The sequence below is a fragment of the Planomonospora sp. ID82291 genome, assembly GCF_015711645.1.
GTDB lineage: Bacteria > Actinomycetota > Actinomycetes > Streptosporangiales > Streptosporangiaceae > Planomonospora.
Genome location: NZ_JABTEX010000003.1, coordinates 1,007,819 through 1,025,213 on the forward strand (window position 1 = coordinate 1,007,819; position 17,395 = coordinate 1,025,213).

The following is a 17,395-nucleotide window of genomic DNA, read 5'->3' on the forward strand; positions in this document are numbered from 1 at the left end:
TCGACGCTAGCGGGCAGATCGTTGCACGGTCAATGGCCTGTCCGGCCGAGCCGCCGCCCGGGAGCGGCGCCGGAGGACGACCTTGATCAGTTCTTCGAGTACGACGAGACCCGCCGCCAGCCCGAGGCACGTCCCCCACTGGGCGACGCTCAGGCCGGTGGTTCCGAAGAGGCGCTGCAGCAGCCCGATCTCGGTGACCGCGACGATCAGGACCGACGCGAGGGCGTACCTGCGCAGCTGGGTCGGTCCGGGCACGGCGGCGCGGGAGAAGATCGTGTTCAACCGGTCGCGCGCCAGCAGGCCGGCCGCGACGTGGAAGAGCGAGAGGGTGGTCAGGAGCATGGTGGAGGCCGCGGTGGAGGCCGCGGTGGAGGCCGCGGTGGAGGCCGCGGTGGAGGCCGCGGTGGAGGCCGCGGTGGAGGCCGCGGCGGCGCCGTACCCGCTCTCGCCGATCCGGTAGGCGGCCAGCGACCCGGCCGTCATGACGAGCCCCTGGACGCACAGCCTGACCCAGTTCGCCCGGGACAGGACCGGCGTGCCGACCGGCCGGGGCGCGCGGCTCATCAGGCCGCGCGTCGGCTCGTCGAACCCCAGGGCGATCGCGACCGGGATGTCCACGACCATGTTCACCCACAGGATCTGCAGCGGGGTGAGCGGGATGCCGCCGGCGATCCCGAAGAGGGCGGCGCCGATGAAGATCGCGATGTAGGCGACCAGGGTCGACATCTGGAAGCGCAGGTACTTCAGCAGGTTGTCGTAGAGCGCGCGCCCGTACTCCACGGCGCCGACGATCGTCGCGAAGTTGTCGTCCGTGAGGATCATCACGGCGGCCTCCTTCGACACCTCGGTGCCGGTGATCCCCATCGCCACCCCGATGTCCGCCGCCTTCAGGGCGGGGGCGTCGTTCACCCCGTCGCCCGTCATGGCCACCACGTTGCCGGTCTGCTTGAGCAGCCGGACCAGCCGCAGCTTGTCCTCCGGCGCCACCCGCGCGATGACTCCGATGTCGTCCAGCTGCTCGCGGAGCTCGTCGTCGGTCAGCGCCGCGAACTCGGCTCCGGTGATGGCCCTGCCGGGAATGCCGAGCTCGGCGGCGATGGCGCCCGCGGTCGTCACGTGGTCGCCGGTGATCATCCGGACCCGGATGCCGGCCTCCCTGCACTCGGCGATCGCGGCCCCGGCCTCCGCCCGCGGCGGATCGACGATCCCGACCATCGCGAGCAGCGTCAGGTCCCGCACCAGGCCGATGAGGTCGCCGCGCGGGTCGAACGCCGCCGGATCGAGGTCGCGCTGGGCCACCACCATCACCCGCTCGCCCGCCCTGGCCATGCGGTCGTTCGCCTCCAGCGCGATCGGGCGGTTCCGGTCCGTCACCGGCACCAGTGATCCGTCCGGGGCGCGGTAGGAGGTTCCGCGGGCGATGAGCACGTCGGGGGCGCCCTTGACGTAGCAGCGGACGACCGGTTCCCCGTTCGCGCCGGTCATCGCGTGGAACGTCGCCATGAACTTGTAGTCGGCGTCGAAGGGGACCTCCCCGACGCGGGGGTAGGCGCCGCGCGTGTCCGCGACGTCCAGGCCGCCCTTGGCGGCCAGCACGATCAGTGCGCCCTCCGTCGGGTCCCCGACCAGGTTCTCGCCGTCCAGGACGGCGTCCGCGCACAGGATCATGGGCAGCAGGTACGGATCGAGGTCGAGGTGCTCCCCGCCGACGTGCTTGATCTCGCCGGCGGTGCCGTAGCCCTCCCCCGACACGGTGAACCGGTTGCGGCCCGGGATCACCAGTTCCCGGGCCGTCATCTTGTTGAGCGTCAGCGTCCCCGTCTTGTCCGAGCAGACCATCGAGGTGGAGCCCAGCGTCTCCACCGCCGGCAGCCGCTTCATGATCGCGTTCCGGTGCGCGATCTCCCGGGTGCCGATCGACAGCAGCGCCGTCACGACCGCCGGAAGCCCCGTCGGGATCGCGGCGACCGCCAGCGCCACGCCCGTGACGAACAGGACGTCGAACGGCTTGCCGCGGACCAGCCCGAGCACGACCACCAGCGCGAGGGCCGTTCCCGCGATCGTTGCGATGATCTTCGACAGCGCGTCCAGCTGCTTCTGCAGCGGCGTCTTCTCGGCTTCCGTGCCGGCGAGCAGGTCGGCGATGTGGCCGATCTCGGTGTCCATCCCGGTCGCGGTGACGACCAGCTCGCCCCGCCCCCGGGTGACGGAGGTGTTCATGTACCCCAGGCAGGTGCGGTCGCCGAGCGGGACGTCCCCTCCCCCCGTCGGATCGGTCCCCTTGGCGGCCGGCAGGCTCTCGCCGGTGAGGGCGGCCTCCTCGATCTCCAGCGCCGCGGCGACGCAGATCCGGCCGTCCGCCGGGATCCGGTCGCCCGCCTCGACCAGCACCACGTCGCCCGGGACGAGCTCCTCGGCGTCGATCTCGACGGCTTGGCCGTCCCTGCGGACCCGGGCGACCGTCTTCATCATCCGGGAGAGGGCCTTGACCCCCTCCTCGGCCTTCGCCTCCTGGCGGAGGCCGATCACCGCGTTGAAGACGGTGAGCCCCGCGAGGACCGCGGACGTCCCGACGTCGCCCGTGACGAGCAGGCTGATCACCGCGGCCCCGAGCAGCACGAGCTGCATGAAGTCCCGGTACTGGCGCAGCCACGCCTGCAGGAGGGACTCCTTCTTGCGGGCGGCCAGCCTGTTGGGACCGTGGGACCGGAGGCGCTCGCGGGCGGCCTCCGTGCTGAGGCCGCGGTCCGGTCGGACGCCCAGCTCCCGGACCACGGTCGCCGTGTCGGCCTGGTGCCAGGCGGGCCCGCCGTCGGTCTCCGCCGACGCGGCGGGCGTGGGCCGCTGGAACGTCGGAACATCCGTCCTGCTCATGGCCTGCGTCCTCCAGGAAAAGTGCGGTGGACCCGTACGGCGGGCGCCGTCGGACGTCCCCCTCCTCCCGACCACCTCGGAGAGGTTATGGGATAAATGCCCCTTTTGTACGATTCTGACCATGTTCCTCCGGGTGTGCGGCGACCGGCCGTCACCCCGGGGCGGTTCCGCGGCGCGCCCGGAGGTTAGCCTTGGAACAGCTGCTCCGTCCCCCCGGCGACGTGCGCCCGTCACGTCCGGAGGCGGTCGCCCGGCACACCCGGCGAACACGGAGGAACCCATGAACGGCCACCCGCAGAACGGCTACCCGCAGATCGCGGACCACGGCATGATCGGAGACCTGCAGACCGCCGCGCTCGTCTCCGGGACGGGCACCGTCGACTGGTGGTGCACGCCCCGGTTCGACGCGCCGAGCCTGTTCGCCTCCCTCCTCGACAGCGAGCGCGGCGGGCACTGCCGGCTCGCCGCCGACGTGGACCGCATCGCCGGGGCGACCGTCCGGCAGCTCTACCTGCCCGACACCGCCATCCTCGTCACCCGCTTCATGGCGCCCGGCGGCGTCGGCGAGGTCGCCGACTTCATGGTGCCCGACCCCTCCGCCACGCCCTCCGCGCGGCACCGCCTGGTGCGGGTCGCCCGGGTGGTCCGCGGCAGCCTGCCCTTCACGCTCGTCTGCCGCCCCCGCTTCGACTACGGGCGGGCGCCGCACGCCCTCGCCCTCCTCGACGACGGATCCGCCCTCTTCCACGGCCCCGGTACGGACCTCCACGTGCAGGCCACCGCGCCCGTCAGGCTGCGCCCGGACGGCGAGGACGTCATCGCCGACTTCACCCTGCGGGCCGGCGAGACGGCCGCCGTCGCCTTGACCACCGACAGCGGCGGCCACCGCCCCGCGGCCCCCCTGACCGCCGACGAGGTGCGCGACAGCATCGACGCCTGCCACGCCTTCTGGCTCGACTGGCTGCGCGCCTCCCGGTACCGCGGCCGCTGGCAGGAGATGGTCAACCGCTCGGCGATCACCCTCAAGCTGCTCACCTACGCGCCCACCGGCGCGCCGATCGCCGCCGCCACCATGGGCCTGCCGGAACAGATCGGCGGGGAGCGCAACTGGGACTACCGCTACACCTGGATCCGCGACGCCTCCCTGTCGGTCCGCGCCCTGATCGACCTCGGGTTCGCCGAGGAGGCCCAGGCCTTCCGCACCTGGCTGCGCGAGCGCGTCGAGGCCGGCGGCACCGTCTCGGGCGAGCCGCTGCAGATCATGTACCGGGTCGACGGAGACCCCTACCTGACCGAGGAGGTCCTCGGCCATCTGGAGGGCTACCGGAAGTCCGCGCCGGTCCGGGCCGGCAACGCCGCCGCCGACCAGCTCCAGCTCGACATCTACGGCGAGGCCGCCGACGCCCTGGCCCAGGCCCGGGAGATCGGGGGCATCCACGGCTGGCGCTCCTTCGCCGGCCTGCTGGACTGGCTGTCCGACGCCTGGGACCGCCCCGACGAGGGCATCTGGGAGACCCGCGGCGGACGTCAGGAGTTCACCTACAGCCGTCTGATGACCTGGGTCGCCTTCGACCGCGGCATCCGCATGGCCACCGCCTGCTCCCGCCCCGCCGACCTCGCCCGCTGGACGGGCGTCCGCGACACCGTCTTCGACCAGATCGTCGACCGCGGCTGGAATCCGCGGCGGCGGGCCTTCGTCCAGCACTACGCCACCGACGTGCTGGACGCCTCGCTCCTGCTCATGCCCCGCGTCGGGTTCATCTCCCCCCGCGACCCGGCCTGGCTGAGCACCCTCGACGCCATGGACGGCGAACTGGTCAGCGACAGCCTCGTCTACCGCTACGACCCCGCCGCCTCCCCGGACGGGCTGCGCGGCTCCGAGGGGACCTTCAACCTGTGCAGCTTCCTCTACGTCGAGGCCCTCGCCCGTGCCGGACGGCTGCGGCAGGCCCGCTACGCCTTCGACAAGATGCTCACCTACGCCAACCACGTCGGCCTGTTCGCCGAGGAGATCGGCCCGTCGGGCGAACAGCTCGGCAACTTCCCGCAGGCCTTCACCCACCTGGCGCTCATCGCCGCGGCCATCGCCCTCGACGAGCAGCTCGACCCCGCCGGAACGGGCGGACGATAGGCCGTACGGCGGCGGACCGGGAGAGCGGGTTCAGGTCGAATCGGCGGGAAGGCGGGCGGCGGCGGCGAGGCCCACCAGGGCGAAGACCGCCAGAGCGACCATGGCCAGAGCGTAGGAGCGGTTCCCCCCGGCCGGCCCGGAGACGAGGATCGTGCCGGCGATCGCCGTGCCGAACGATGAGCCGAGGTTGGAGACGCTTCGCGACAGCCCGGAGATCTCGCCCTGCAGCTCCTCCGGGAAGCTCGACTGCACGACGTTGACCGACGGGGTCAGCATCACCCCCACGCCCAGGCCGATCAGCAGCAGTCCCGGCGCGAAGGCGACGACCCGCGACGACGCCCCGACCAGGACGAGCAGCACCGCGATCCCCGTCATGGTCATGACGAAGCCCGCCGAGATCAGGGCCTTCTGCGTGTGCTTCCGGGCGAGCCGCTCCGCGGCCAGCGACGTGAGCAGGACGCCCACGGTCGCCGCGGTGAAGACGACGCCCGTTTCGATCGCGTTGTACCCGCGGACCGTCTGGAGGAAGACCGCGACGACGAACGACGTCCCCATGAGGATCAGCCACTGCATGTTCTGGGTGACCAGGCCGAGATCGGACGTGCGGTCGCGGAACAGCCCCATCGTCAGCAGCGGCTCCTTGCCCGCACGCTCCCGGGAGCGGATGTGCAGGAAGAACCAGATCAGGAAGACGGCCCCGGCGGCGAGGAGCGCCGCCGTCAGCGCGGTGTCGCTGCCCGCCTGGAGGATCCCGAACACCACGAAGAACATCCCGGCCGCCGACAGCACCGCCCCGACGCCGTCGAAAGGACGCGCGGGATCCGGCGCCACGGGATCGACGATCCGGCGGCTGAGGAAGATGATCACCGCGATGACCGCCGCCTGGAAGAGGAAGGCCGCCCGCCAACTGATCGCCGTCGCGATGAATCCCCCGATCAGCGGGCCTGCCGCCGCCCCGACGCCGCCCATCCCGCTGATCACTCCGAAGGCCCGGGCACGGGCGGGGAGATCGTCGAACGCCATCGTCGCCAGGATGTAGACGGGCGGGATCAGCAGCGCCGTCCCCACCCCCTCGAGCACCGAGTTGCCGAGGACCAGCGCCCCCAGAGTCGGGGAGAACGCACTGATCAGGGCACCGACGCCGTAAAGCATGAGACCTGCGAGGAAGCATCGCTTGCGGCCCCAGCGGTCGGTCAGCTTGCTGCCGGGGATCATCAGCACCGCCATGATCAGCAGGAACAGCGTGATCGTGCCCTGCACGCCCTTGACCGTCGTGTCCAGATCCCGGCTGATGTCATTGATCATCACGTTCATGTTCGAGCCCGCGAAGCTGCAGACGAACTGGGCGAGGGCGAGCGGCGCCAACGGCCTCCGCGAGGAGGCGGGCGCGCCTCGGGCGGCGGAGGTCCCGGTCATCGTCCGTCCTCCCCACCGGCCGCGCGCCGCGTGGCCCCCGCAGGAGGCGAGCCGTCCGCCCGCCCGCCGGGCACGCCCGGCGTTCCTCGCGATGCACGTTGAAAACGTCTTTCCGCCACGTCCGTCTCGCAGTCCGGGGAGACCGCACGCCTTTTCCGCACGAACCTTGAGGAATGCACAGTCACCCTGCCTTCGCGGTCAATGATGGAGCGCGGCCTTCAACGCCACCATGACCAGTCCGAGCAGCAGGTTGACCACGCTCGTGATCACCACCATCCGGGGCGGGGCGCCGATCTTCACTGCGGCGACGGCCGCCCAGCCGACCTGACCGGCCACGGCGACCGTGAGGGCCAGCCATCCGGTGCCCTGCGCCCCGAGGCCCAGCACCGGGCCGACGGCCACCGCGACGGCCGGCGGGACGGCCGCCTTCACGATCGGCCATTCCTCCGCGCACGCCCGGCGGACATCGGCCGTCTTCAGACCGTGGAAGGCCAGGCGGGCGCCGAACAGGCGGGCGTACACATGGGTGGCCCAGAACACGATGCCGGTGCCCACCAGAAGGACGATCATCTCCAGCCGGGGGAACCTGCCGAGCGTTCCGGCGCCGACCACCACGGAGGCGGCGAGCAGCGATCCGTAGACGGCGCCGGTGTAGTCCTTGTGGGCCTCGCCGGCCGGATCGGACGTCATTTCCATGCTGGCTCCCGTAGCGACCGGACCGGTCACCGGCGGAGGGCTTCCGGGCTCCGCGCTCCGCGGTGGTCCGGGTCGGCTCCCCCGCGGCTCGGGCCCCCTCCGAGGCGGCGGCGACGGTCGTCGCTCCGGCGTCGCCGGATACGGGGCGTGCCGGCGCCTGCCCGCGGCGTTCCCGGCTAACGGGCGCCGATCCCCTCCATCGCCTCGCGCAGGTGCGTCTCCTCCTCGCGGCTGAGCGACGTCTGGAGGACGTGCCCGCCGTACTCCCGGATCGCCGGGATGACCTTGTCCGGAGTGCTCTGCACGACCAGGACGAACAGCGCGGCCATGCCGGGCTCCAATCTGGCGGAGAGCTGCCGCATGAAGTCGTCGTTGACCCCGGCGTCGGTCATGGAACCGCCGGCCGCCCCGGCGGCGGCGCCCAGCGCCATGCCGAAGAGCGGCATGAAGAACAGCAGTCCGATCAGGCTGCCCCACAACGCACCGCTGGCCGCGCCCAGACCGGTCATGCCGACGCTCTGGTGGAGCTTGATCTTTCCGTCGGGCCGGTGCTCGACGACGGCCACGTCCTCCATGGTGATCAGGTTCTGCCGCTGCAGGTCGATCAGGCGGTCGCGGACCGCGGCGGCGGTGGCGACGTCGGGGTAGGAGATGGCGATGAGATTGCTCATTGATTTCTTCCTTCCGGTCATTACCTCGTGAGGAACCGGCCGCCCGGACGGGGCGGCCGGTTCTGATATATGGAGAAACCGCGGCCGTCCTTCCCGAAAGGGTCGCCGTCGGGACGGAGCGGCCCGGCGGTGGTCCGGAGCAGGCCGATGTCCGCCTGTCATGAGGTCGCAGGCCGTCGGCCACGACCGAGTGACGTGCGGGTGACGTGCGGGTGACGTGCGGCCCCGAATGCGGTCCATCCGCGGGGCGGTACCGGCCCTCCTTCCTCATCGCTCTCGATGGTCCCCTCTTCCCGATCAGGCGATCACCGCGGACGGGCAAAAACACTCCATGATGAAGATCCGTGCACCCTTCAGGCGATCCGGCGTTCTCCACCCTTCCCGGGCACACGTGATCCGCAGAACAAAACAATGCCCTCCCTTGTGAATCACCGGGGTTGCGGCATGACAACCGGGAAATCGTCCGATTCGTCCATCTTCAACGTGCGACATGGAAGCCGACGGGATGCCGTGGGTTGCGTGTCCGCGCCCGCGATCGGCGCCGACCGCCGCGAGCCGGATCTCCCGGCCCCCCGGTCCGCCGCGGCTCCGGCCGGGTACCCGGCGGCAGCGGACCCGACCTCAAGCCGAGGAAATTCCTTGTTTGCCTGCTTTTAGCACTGTATGTGAGGAATATGTAGATTCAGGGGTACAGGGGGAGAGAAAGAGCGGTGGCGGGCGTGCACCAGAGCCGCTCGGGCCGCTGAATCCCCGAACAGTGCACGGACGAGGCCGGAGGGCATGCGCGGGCACTGTGCCCGCGATCCCGGGACTCCCGTGCGGAGGGAGCGGAACATGGAGTATCCGCGTTACGGACAGACCAAGGAGGCGTCGCGCGATCACGTAGCGCCGTCCCAAGCGCACCAGGACGCGCAGTCGGCGCAGGTCCGGCCGGTGGCGGCGGGACCCGAACCCACCAACTGGATCGGCTGGGTCGTCTTCGCCGGCATCACGATGCTGGTCCTGGGATCCCTCCAGGCGCTCATGGGCCTGGTGGGCGTCTTCAACACCGACTTCTACCTCGTCACCGCCAATGACCTGGCGATTCCCGTCAACTACACGGCCTGGGGCTGGTTCCACCTGGCCATGGGCGTGGTCGTCGCCCTCGCCGGCGCGGCCGTCATGGCGGGCAAGACGTGGGGACGCGCGGTCGGGATCTTCCTCGCCGCCGTCCAGGCGCTCGTCAACTTCGCCTGGTTCCCCGCCTACCCGTTCTGGTCGATGATCGTCATCGCCATCGACATCCTGGTGATCTACGCTCTGGCCGTCCACGGCAGGGAGATGAAGTCGTTCAGCGATCGCGCCGTCCCGTAGACGCTCCGCGATTCGCCGCCCGTGGACACGGGTGAGAGCCGGCTCTCACCCGTGTCGCCCGCCGACGGAAGCACCGATTCCCATGATCCTTTCACCACAAAACGGACAAATGCCCCTAAAATGCATTCGGTCCAGGTGAGGTGAGGGGAGAACGCGGTGCACAAGGTCGTCCACATCCGGCCGCTCGACGACGTCTTCGGGCACGAGGAGTCAGCGGACTGCCTGTGCGGTCCCGCCGGAGAAGGCGTGTACGCACAGGCCGCAGCGGAGGCCGTCGGCATGATCTACCGTCATCACGCGCTGCGGCCCTGCCTCGACTGGGAGGCCTCCGCCGAGGGCTGAGCCGCGCCGCTTCCGCGGACGGGCCGCGTGCGGTGACGGGCCGCGTGCGGTGACGGGGCGGGTGCGGTCACGGGGCAGGTGAAGGCCGCGTCACTGCGGCGGAACCTGCCGACGCCCCTCCGCCGGCGGCGCCTGTCGGCGTTCCCCCGCCGGCGGGGCCGGTCCGGCGGCCGTGACCTCCTGCAGGTCCTGGCGGGTGACGAACGTGTCGACCAGCGAGAGCAGCATGGCGACCACGGGAATGGCCAGGAGCGCGCCCATGGCGCCGAACAGCGACGCTCCCAAGGTCACGGCCGCGAAGGACACCCCGGGATGGATGTCCACCGCCCGCGAGCTGATCTTCGGCTCCAGCGTCAGGTTCTCCACCTGCTGGTACAGCACCCCCCAGGCCAGCGCCGCCAGGCCGATCCAGGGCCGGGAGGAGACCAGCCCCACCACCACCGGCAGGGCGATGGAGATGTAGGTGCCGATGGTGGGCACGAGCTGGGCCACCAGGCCCGTCCACGCCCCGAGCGCGAGCCAGGACGGCATGCCGAGAGCCAGGAACACCAGGGCCGAGGCGGTGCCGTTGATGCCGGCCAGGATGAGCCGGGAGGAGACGTACCCGCCGGTCTTGATCGTGGACACGTCCCAGACGCTGATGAAGACCTGCTGGAACCGGCCGGGCAGCAACTGCGCGATCCACCGGCGCAGCCCCGGCCCGTCGGCCGAGAAGTAGAACGTCAGCAGCACCAGGGTGAACATGCTGAACACCGCCCCCGTCACCGTCCCCAGCAGACCCAGCACACCGCCGAGCGCGCCCTGCGCGTACTCGGCGGCCTGCTGCGGGGTCAGATTGAGGGAGTCCAGGATGTCGGAGATCTCATAGCGCGTGCCGAGCCGGGCGTTGAGCCAGTCGACGGCACCGGTGATGACCCCGGGAAGCGCCTTCAGCAACACCGCGACCTGCTGCACGAACAGGCTGCCGAACAGCAGGAGGAAGACCCCGAATCCCACGATGAACAGCGTCATCACCAGCAGTGCCGCCCTGCCCCGGGGCATCCGCCGGGACAGGCGGCGCACGGAGCGCTCCATGGCCAGGGAGATGAACCACGCCATCACCAGCGTGGCGATCAGCGAGCCCGCATCGGCGAGCAGGAAGCGCAGAAAGAGCACCATGGCGATGACGACCGCCAGGGCGAGCCCGGCGCGCCAGACATTCGCGGGCGAGAGCAGCACCTGCACCGCGGGCGTCCCGTGGTGCGACTCCGTCGGCTTCTCCATGACCCTCCAGGGACCTCGGCGTCCGTTCCTTGCGGCCTGGCGCGGCACGAGGACGTCGAAGGTCCGGTCGGACGCGCAGGAGGGGACGCCGGTCTCCCGTCCGCTCCCGCCGTCGGGCCGGCGACCTGGACCGCGGCGGGCGTGCAGGGACGACGTGCTCAACGTACAAGGACCGGCCGCCTCAGCCCGGCATCTACCGATCGGTCGGCTCGTCGCGCCCGACGGCCGCGACGAGCCGCGGGTGCGGCAGGCGCCGCAGGTACCGCAGGTACCGCGAGGCCAGCGGGCCGGCGCTGAGGCCGTGGAGGAGCAGGCTCATGAGGACGGTCACGCCGATGACGGTGACGGCCTCGTCCGCGGCGGCCCCGAGCTCTTCGACGGCGAGCAGCGCGAAGACCAGCGAGGCGAGCCCCCGGGGACCGAACCATCCGATGAACAGGACGGTGCCGCGGTCCAGCCCGGCGTGCGCGCAGGCCACGGCCACGGGCGCCATCCGTACAAGCGTCAGGCTCAAGATCGCGTAAGCCGCGGTGGCGGGACCCGCCCGCTCCACCGCGATCGGAACGGCGAGCGCGCCGAAGCCGAACCAGACGAGCAGCGATACCAGGCTGCCGACCTGCTCGACGAACACCAGTTCGGCGGGCCCGCGCCGCCCCGCCGTGGCGCCGAACGCGAGCCCTCCGCAGAAGGCCGCGACGAACCCGTTCCCGTGGACGCTCAGGGACGCCGTATAGGCGACGAGGGCCAGGGCGAGGACGGCGATGCCGGTGAAGTCCCCGGCCGCCCAGCCCCGGCGGCGCGTCCACCTCAGCGACCACCCGCCGGCCAGCCCGGCGCCGGCCCCCACGACCACCCCGATGCCCAGTTCGGCGAGCGCCGCCCCCGGACCGGGTGCGCCTCCGGCCCCTCCGGCCGCGGCGGCGCCGGCGAGCGCGAACACGACCACGGGCGTGACGATGCCGTCGTTCAGACCGCTCTCGACGGTGATCACCTGGCGGACGCTCGCCGGCACCGAGGGGTTCGTGACGATCGGAAGCCCGAGGGCGGCGTCGGTCGGCGCGAGCGCGGCCCCCACCAGCAGGGCGAGCCAGATGCCGAGATGCGGGAAACACCAGTCCGCCAGCGCCCATCCGGCGAGGACGGTCAACGGCAGCCCGACGGCCAGCAGCCGCAGATACCTGCCGAGATCGCGACGTACCCCGTCGAGGGAGACGCCGGCCGCGTCGGAGAACAGCACCCACACCAGGGTGAACTCGACCAGGGGCTTGAACGCCTCCGCCGCCGCGGGCGGCGGATCGACCAGGCCACCGAGGGCGAACGACCATCCGGTGGCGGTGAAGACGATCGGCGCGGTCAGGTCCGCGCGCCGGAGGCGGGCCGATACGGCGCCCCACAGGAAGATCACCGCAGCGATGATCGATATCGCCGTCATGTCCAAGGAACGCTCCTCCGGCCGGACGCCGACCGCCCCCGCCTCCCCGACCGCCGGGCCGTTCGCCCGGATCCTCGAAAAGGGCCACGCGCACCGGTGCCGGCGCCATGCGCCGGAGGCGCCGACCCCGCAGTGGTGCTACCCCGGCCCGATGTGCGAAAACGACATGCGGAACCCGCCGGGACGCGCGGGTGCGGCCTCGCCGGAGAGCCGCCGTCCCACCGGGGACCGGGCCGGCCGTCGATCCTTTTCAGGAAACCGGAAGCGGTCGGCCGTCCAGGGGTGGGCCCTATGAGAGCGGGTATGAAATACGCATATACCAATAAAGCTCGCAAAATAGACAGATGTCTAGGCGGGCGCAGCCATGGTCGGCGATCCGGCGAATCATCCGAAAGGTACGACTGGGAGGAATACGGCTATGGACGACTACCCTCTTCTCGACCTCTTCTGGACCATGTTCATGTTCTTCATGTGGATCCTCTGGTTCATGCTGCTCTTCCGGATCATCGGCGACCTGTTCCGCGACGACACCGTCGGCGGATGGGGCAAGACCGGCTGGACCGTCGTGCTGGTGCTCCTGCCCTTCGCCGGGGTGCTCGTCTACCTGATCGCCCGGGGCAGGGGCATGGGCGAACGCGAGATGGCGCGGCTGCGGGCGAGTCAGGAGGCCTTCCGCTCCTACGTGCGCGAGACCGCCGCCGAATCGGGGGCCGCCGGGTCGGGCACCGCCGACGAGCTGGTCAGGCTCGCCGATCTGAAGCGCCGAGGCGACATCACCGGCGACGAGTACGAGCAGGCCAAGTCCAAGGTCCTCGCCGGGGTGTGAGCGTGACCGGGCGTTCCCGTCCGGCGTGACCGGGCGGCCGGAGTCCGTTCCCCTCTTCCGCCGCCCCTCTTCCCCTCTTCCGCCGCGACTCTCCGAAGGCCCTCCTGCCGCGGCTCTCCGAAGGTCCTCCTCAAGAGGATCCGCCGAGGGGGTGCGAAATGCGTCCGGGAGGAGAGAACCACTCGAAGGAGTCTCCGTGGGGGACGCGTACGGGTGGCCGGGAGCGGAGGAGGGCGGGCGGTGACCGCGACAGGGATTCCCGCCGCGCCCGCCGCGCTGGGCCGGGCCGGGGCGGCGCTGCTGGCCGCCATGGTGGCGGCGCAGGTGGTGACCGGGCTGCAGCCGCGGCCGATCCTGCTCACCAGCGTGGTCGTGCTGCTGCTGGCGGCGTCCGCGCTCGCCTTCGCCGCGGCGGTCCACACCCTCCCCCGGGCGGCCGCGGCCTTCGCCGCCGCCGTCGCGGCCGGCTACGCCGCGGAGTGGGTCGGCACGCGGACCGGGCTGCCGTTCGGCGAGTACCACTACACCGGCCTGCTCCAGCCGCAGCCCGGCGGCGTCCCGGTGATCGTCGCGCTGGCCTGGGGCGGGATGGGCCTGGCGGCCCACGCGGCGGCCTCGGCGGCGGCACCGGGGAGCCGGGCGGCCCGCGTCGTGCTGGGCGCGGCGGCGCTCACCGCGTGGGACCTGTTCCTGGACCCGCAGATGATCCGGCTGGGCCTGTGGGTCTGGCACGAGCCCGGCCCCTACCGGGGCGTCCCGCTCGGCAACTTCGCCGGGTGGCTGGCCGTGTCGCTGCTGGTCATGGTGCTGATCGAGTCCTGCCTTCCGGACCCGGCGGCGCGCAGCGCCGGCCTGGCCGCGCTGTACACGGTGATGGCGGTCATGGAGACGATCGGCTTCGCGGCGGTCTTCGACCCGCCCGATCCGCTGGTCGCCGCCGCCGGGGGGATCGGCATGGGTGTGTTCGTCCTGCTCGCCTGGAGGCGTCGATGGCGGAAGTGATCGTGATCGGAGGCGGCGTCGGAGGGATGGTCGCCGCGCTGCTGCTGGCCCGCGAGGGGCACCGGGTCCGGCTCCACGAGCGGCTGCCCCGGCTGGGCGGCAAGCTCGCCGAGCACCGGCGCGACGGCTTCGCCTTCTCCGCCGGGCCGTCCCTGCTGACCCTGCCGGACCTGTTCACCGGCCTGGGGCTGGAGCTGGACCTGGTGGAGCCGCGCGAGCTGTGCCGCTACCGCTTCGCCGACGGCTCGGTGCTGACGGCGCCCCGCGACCCGGAGCGGATGGCCGAGGCCGTGGAGCGGCTCGCGCCGGGCCAGGGGGCCGGCTGGCGGGCGTTCCACGCCTGGGCGCGGCGGTGCTACGAGGCGTCGGCGCGCAGCTTCTTCACCGGGCCGCCGGTCTCCCTGTCGCGGTCCGCGCCGCGCGGGCGCCTGTCCGACCTGGCGGCGGTCGCGCCCGGCCGGACCCTGCACGGGCTGGCCCGGCGGTTCTTCACCGACCCGCGCCTGCTGCAGTACGCCGGCCGCTACGCCACCTACGCCGGCTCCAGCCCCTACCGGGCGCCCGCCGCGCTGGCCTGCGTGCCCGCGATCGAGCACGGCGAGGGCGGCTGGTACGTGGCGGGCGGGCTGCCCCGCCTCGCCGACGCCCTGGCCGCGACCCTGGAGAAGGCCGGGGTGGAGGTCGTCCTCGGTTCCGAGGTCGCCGAGGTGCTCACCGGCCGCGGCCGGGTGCGGGGCGTACGGCTGGCCTCCGGCGAGCGCGAGCACGCCGCGGTCGTGGTCGCCAACACCGACGCGGCGGCGCTCTACGGGCGGCTGCTGCCCGACCGGCGGCGGCTGCGGCGGATCGCCTCGCTCGGCCTGTCCTCCTCGGCGTTCCTGATGATGGCCGGGGTCGAGGGGCGGACCGAAGGACTGGCCCACCACACGGTGCTGTTCTCCGCCGACTACGAGCGGGAGTTCGCCGACCTCTTCGACCGGCGGCGCCCGCCGGAGGACCCGACCGTCTACGTCGGCTGCTCGGCGGTGGACGACCCGTCGCAGGCGCCGGAGGGCTGCGAGAACTGGACCATGCTGGTCAACGTCCCGGCCCGTGACCCGGGTCGCTGGCCGATGTCCCCGCGCGCTTACCAGGACCTGGTGCTGGAGCGCCTGGCCGACCGGGGCCTCGACCTGTCGGGCCGGCTCCGCTTCGTGGACCTGCTCACCCCCGCCGACCTGCGCGACCGCTACGGCGCCTGGGGCGGGGCGATCTACGGCGGCGCCCACGGCGGGCCGCTGGCCCCGCTGCGCCGCCCCGGCAACCGGGGACCGCTGCGCGGCCTGTACCTGGTGGGCGGCTCGGCGCACCCCGGCGGCGGGCTGCCGCTGGTGGCGATGGGCGGGCGCATCGTGGCGTCGCTGGTGGCCGAGGATTTCCCCCGGTGACCCGGCCCACCGGCCCCCGGCCCGCCGTCCCGCTCCCCGCCCTCGCCGCGGCCACCCGGTCCATCGCGCGGCCCGGCCGCCGGGGTCCGGTCCGGACCGCGCTCGCGGTGCTCACCGCGTGCCAGGCCGCCGCCGCGGCCGCCGTCGCCGTACGGCTGGCGCGCGGGCGCACGCGGCTCCCCCCGCTCTCCCCCCCGACCGCTCCCGCAACCGCTCCCGGAGACGGTCCCGCAACCGGCCCGCGCATCTCCGTGGTGGTCCCGGCCCGCGACGAGGAGCACCGCATCGGGCCGTGCCTGACGGCGGCGCTCGCCGACCCGGCCGTCGCGGAGGTCGTGGTGGTCGACGACGGTTCCTGCGACGGCACGGCGCGGCTGGCCGCCGGCCTCGGCGCGAAGGTCCTGGCCGCCCCGCCCCTGCCGGCGGGCTGGGTGGGCAAGCAGTGGGCGCTGCGGCACGGGACCGAGGCGGCCCTCGGCGACGTCGTGGTCACCCTCGACGCCGACGCGCGTCCCGCGCCCGGCCTTTTCGGGGCGGTGGCGGCGGCCCTGGACTCCTACGACCTGGTCACCGTGGGCCCCCGGTTCATCTGCGACGGGATCGCCGAGCAGGCGCTGCACTCCGCCTTCCTGGCCACGCTCGTCTACCGGTTCGGCCCGATCGGCCCGTCCTCCCCGCCGCCCCCGCACCGGGTGGTGGCCAACGGCCAGTGCACGGCCTTCCGCCGTACGGCGATGCTGGCCGCCGACGGGTTCACCCGGATCCGCGGGCACCTCACCGACGACGTGGCGCTGGCCAGGACCCTGGCGGCGGACGGCTGGGCGGTGGGCTTCCTGGACGCGGGCGGACTGCTGGAGGTCGACATGCACGAGTCCGCGGCCGAGGTGTGGCGGGAGTGGGGCCGCTCGCTCCCGCTGCGGGACGTCACCTCTCCGGGCCGGCAGGCGGCCGACCTGGCGGTGCTCTGGCTCACCGCCGCGCTGCCGGCGGTCCGGCTGGCGGCCGGTCGGCCCACCCGGCTCGATCTGGCGCTGCTGGCGGTCCGGCTGCTGCTGGCCGGGGCGCTGCGCGGCAGCTACACCCGGCCGGGGCCCGGCACGCTGCTCTCCCCCCTGCTGGACCCGCCGGCGGTCTTCCGGCTGACCGCGGCGACCCTGCGGCCCGTGCGCACCTGGCGGGGCCGGTCCTATCCGGCGTCGGCCGCGGAAGCCCTCCCCGCCCCCTCGGCCGCCTCCGGCGGCGGCCCGGCGGTCGCCGAGCCGGGGAGCGGGCGGCCCGGAACGGTCACGACGGGCGGCGGGCGGCCTGCGCGGCCTGGCCGAAGCGCAGCCCGATGAGGCACATCAGCGCGCCGGTCCCGGCCACGTACACCGCCGGCGCGAACGGCAGCTGCAGCAGCGGGAGGGCGAACACCCCGGCCCGCGCCCCGATCGCGAAGGAGCGGGTGGCCAGGGCGGTGGCGGCCAGGACGGCGAGGCCCAGCAGGAACGCGGGCGGGCAGACGACCGCGAAGCCGCCCGCGAAGGCGAGGATCGAGCGCCCGCCGCGGAACCCGGCGAACACCGGCCAGGCGTGCCCGGCCATCGCCGCCGCCACGGCGAGGTACACCGGGACGGCGCTGCCGGCGGCGACCGCGCCGAACCCCGCCGTGTGCCCGCCGCTCGCCCACAGGGCGAGCAGCCCGGCGAGGGCTCCCTTGAGCATGTCACCGGCGAAGACCGGCGCGGCGGCCCGCCCGCCGAGCTGCTCCTTCATGTTCCAGAAGCCCGGGTTGCGGTCGCCGACCGCGCGCGGGTCGAAGCCGTGCGCGCGGGCGACGAGCACCGCGACCGGCACGGACCCGAGGAGGTAGCCGCCGATGACGGCCACGCACACGGGCAGCAGCGGGGACGAGAGCAGGGACGGAGTCGGGGGCAGCGGTAGCGGCAGGAGTAGGGGCACGGGAAGCATCGCCTCGTTCCA

Annotated in this window: 14 protein-coding genes; 7 read left to right on the forward strand and 7 right to left on the reverse strand. The window is 72.9% G+C overall.

The genetic code is table 11. From position 1 onward, the window contains the following. Window positions 1-6: 6 nt before the first annotated feature. On the reverse strand, window positions 7-2,874 hold the full coding sequence (locus HS045_RS23715) for a cation-transporting P-type ATPase (RefSeq protein WP_196453593.1): 2,868 nt from the start codon (window positions 2,872-2,874) through the stop codon (window positions 7-9). A gap of 280 nt (window positions 2,875-3,154) precedes the next feature. Between HS045_RS23715 and HS045_RS23720 the strand changes: the two genes are divergently transcribed. After that, window positions 3,155-5,005: a glycoside hydrolase family 15 protein gene (locus tag HS045_RS23720; RefSeq protein ID WP_196453594.1), complete on the forward strand. Its 1,851-nt coding sequence runs from the start codon at window positions 3,155-3,157 to the stop codon at window positions 5,003-5,005. Between the two features lie 30 nt (window positions 5,006-5,035). Here the strand turns inward: HS045_RS23720 and HS045_RS23725 are convergent, their stop codons facing one another. The 3 genes from HS045_RS23725 to HS045_RS23735 form a co-directional block, all read right to left on the reverse strand. Beyond that, on the reverse strand, window positions 5,036-6,421 hold the full coding sequence (locus tag HS045_RS23725; protein ID WP_196453595.1) for an MFS transporter: 1,386 nt from the start codon (window positions 6,419-6,421) through the stop codon (window positions 5,036-5,038). 198 nt (window positions 6,422-6,619) lie between these two features. Further along, window positions 6,620-7,117 (reverse strand): hypothetical protein, encoded by a 498-nt coding sequence (locus tag HS045_RS23730; RefSeq protein ID WP_196453596.1) that lies wholly within the window; start codon window positions 7,115-7,117, stop codon window positions 6,620-6,622. 176 nt (window positions 7,118-7,293) lie between these two features. Next, the gene (locus tag HS045_RS23735; RefSeq protein ID WP_196453597.1) at window positions 7,294-7,788 is read right to left on the reverse strand and encodes a DUF1269 domain-containing protein; all 495 of its coding nucleotides are present in this window, start codon (window positions 7,786-7,788) and stop codon (window positions 7,294-7,296) included. An 834-nt stretch (window positions 7,789-8,622) separates the two neighbouring features. Here HS045_RS23735 and HS045_RS23740 point away from each other — a divergent pair. Together HS045_RS23740 and HS045_RS23745 are read left to right on the forward strand one after the other, a co-directional pair. Continuing rightward, window positions 8,623-9,141 (forward strand): hypothetical protein, encoded by a 519-nt coding sequence (locus HS045_RS23740; protein ID WP_196453598.1) that lies wholly within the window; start codon window positions 8,623-8,625, stop codon window positions 9,139-9,141. 156 nt (window positions 9,142-9,297) lie between these two features. After that, a complete protein-coding gene (locus tag HS045_RS23745) occupies window positions 9,298-9,483 on the forward strand; it encodes a hypothetical protein (protein WP_196453599.1) in 186 nt (61 codons plus the stop codon). Window positions 9,484-9,573: 90 nt separating this feature from the next. On the opposite strand, the gene HS045_RS23750 is transcribed toward HS045_RS23745, so the two are convergent. Both HS045_RS23750 and HS045_RS23755 read right to left on the reverse strand, forming a co-directional pair. Next, on the reverse strand, window positions 9,574-10,746 hold the full coding sequence (locus HS045_RS23750; protein WP_230884553.1) for an AI-2E family transporter: 1,173 nt from the start codon (window positions 10,744-10,746) through the stop codon (window positions 9,574-9,576). Window positions 10,747-10,939: 193 nt separating this feature from the next. Continuing rightward, window positions 10,940-12,178: a cation:proton antiporter gene (locus HS045_RS23755; RefSeq protein WP_196453600.1), complete on the reverse strand. Its 1,239-nt coding sequence runs from the start codon at window positions 12,176-12,178 to the stop codon at window positions 10,940-10,942. A 418-nt stretch (window positions 12,179-12,596) separates the two neighbouring features. Here HS045_RS23755 and HS045_RS23760 point away from each other — a divergent pair, with 418 nt between their 5' ends. The 4 genes from HS045_RS23760 (at window position 12,597) to HS045_RS23775 (ending at window position 16,770) form a co-directional block, all read left to right on the forward strand. Continuing rightward, window positions 12,597-13,004: an SHOCT domain-containing protein gene (locus tag HS045_RS23760; RefSeq protein ID WP_196453601.1), complete on the forward strand. Its 408-nt coding sequence runs from the start codon at window positions 12,597-12,599 to the stop codon at window positions 13,002-13,004. Window positions 13,005-13,244: 240 nt separating this feature from the next. After that, window positions 13,245-14,006: a carotenoid biosynthesis protein gene (locus HS045_RS23765; RefSeq protein WP_307827668.1), complete on the forward strand. Its 762-nt coding sequence runs from the start codon at window positions 13,245-13,247 to the stop codon at window positions 14,004-14,006. After that, window positions 13,994-15,433 carry an NAD(P)/FAD-dependent oxidoreductase gene (locus tag HS045_RS23770; RefSeq protein WP_230884554.1) on the forward strand — a complete coding sequence of 480 codons (1,440 nt, stop codon included), beginning with the start codon at window positions 13,994-13,996 and terminating at the stop codon, window positions 15,431-15,433. The genes HS045_RS23765 and HS045_RS23770 overlap by 13 nt, the downstream gene beginning before the upstream one ends. Then, on the forward strand, window positions 15,430-16,770 hold the full coding sequence (locus HS045_RS23775) for a glycosyltransferase family 2 protein (protein ID WP_307827669.1): 1,341 nt from the start codon (window positions 15,430-15,432) through the stop codon (window positions 16,768-16,770). The genes HS045_RS23770 and HS045_RS23775 overlap by 4 nt, the downstream gene beginning before the upstream one ends. Here the strand turns inward: HS045_RS23775 and HS045_RS23780 are convergent. Continuing rightward, window positions 16,718-17,383 carry a glycerol-3-phosphate acyltransferase gene (locus tag HS045_RS23780; RefSeq protein ID WP_230884555.1) on the reverse strand — a complete coding sequence of 222 codons (666 nt, stop codon included), beginning with the start codon at window positions 17,381-17,383 and terminating at the stop codon, window positions 16,718-16,720. The two genes, HS045_RS23775 and HS045_RS23780, sit on opposite strands and share 53 nt — an antisense overlap. Between the last annotated feature and the right edge of the window lie 12 nt (window positions 17,384-17,395).

Bases quoted from the DNA above. Each gene is read 5' to 3' on its own strand.
- HS045_RS23720 (WP_196453594.1), top strand. From the start codon at position 3,155: ATGAACGGCCACCCGCAGAACGGCTACCCGCAGATCGCGGACCACGGC.
- HS045_RS23780 (WP_230884555.1), bottom strand. From the start codon at position 17,383: ATGCTTCCCGTGCCCCTACTCCTGCCGCTACCGCTGCCCCCGACTCCG.
- HS045_RS23770 (WP_230884554.1), top strand. From the start codon at position 13,994: ATGGCGGAAGTGATCGTGATCGGAGGCGGCGTCGGAGGGATGGTCGCC.
- HS045_RS23730 (WP_196453596.1), bottom strand. From the start codon at position 7,117: ATGGAAATGACGTCCGATCCGGCCGGCGAGGCCCACAAGGACTACACC.
- HS045_RS23750 (WP_230884553.1), bottom strand. From the start codon at position 10,746: ATGGAGAAGCCGACGGAGTCGCACCACGGGACGCCCGCGGTGCAGGTG.
- HS045_RS23755 (WP_196453600.1), bottom strand. From the start codon at position 12,178: ATGACGGCGATATCGATCATCGCTGCGGTGATCTTCCTGTGGGGCGCC.
- HS045_RS23760 (WP_196453601.1), top strand. From the start codon at position 12,597: ATGGACGACTACCCTCTTCTCGACCTCTTCTGGACCATGTTCATGTTC.
- HS045_RS23725 (WP_196453595.1), bottom strand. From the start codon at position 6,421: ATGACCGGGACCTCCGCCGCCCGAGGCGCGCCCGCCTCCTCGCGGAGG.
- HS045_RS23735 (WP_196453597.1), bottom strand. From the start codon at position 7,788: ATGAGCAATCTCATCGCCATCTCCTACCCCGACGTCGCCACCGCCGCC.
- HS045_RS23715 (WP_196453593.1), bottom strand. From the start codon at position 2,874: ATGAGCAGGACGGATGTTCCGACGTTCCAGCGGCCCACGCCCGCCGCG.
- HS045_RS23740 (WP_196453598.1), top strand. From the start codon at position 8,623: ATGGAGTATCCGCGTTACGGACAGACCAAGGAGGCGTCGCGCGATCAC.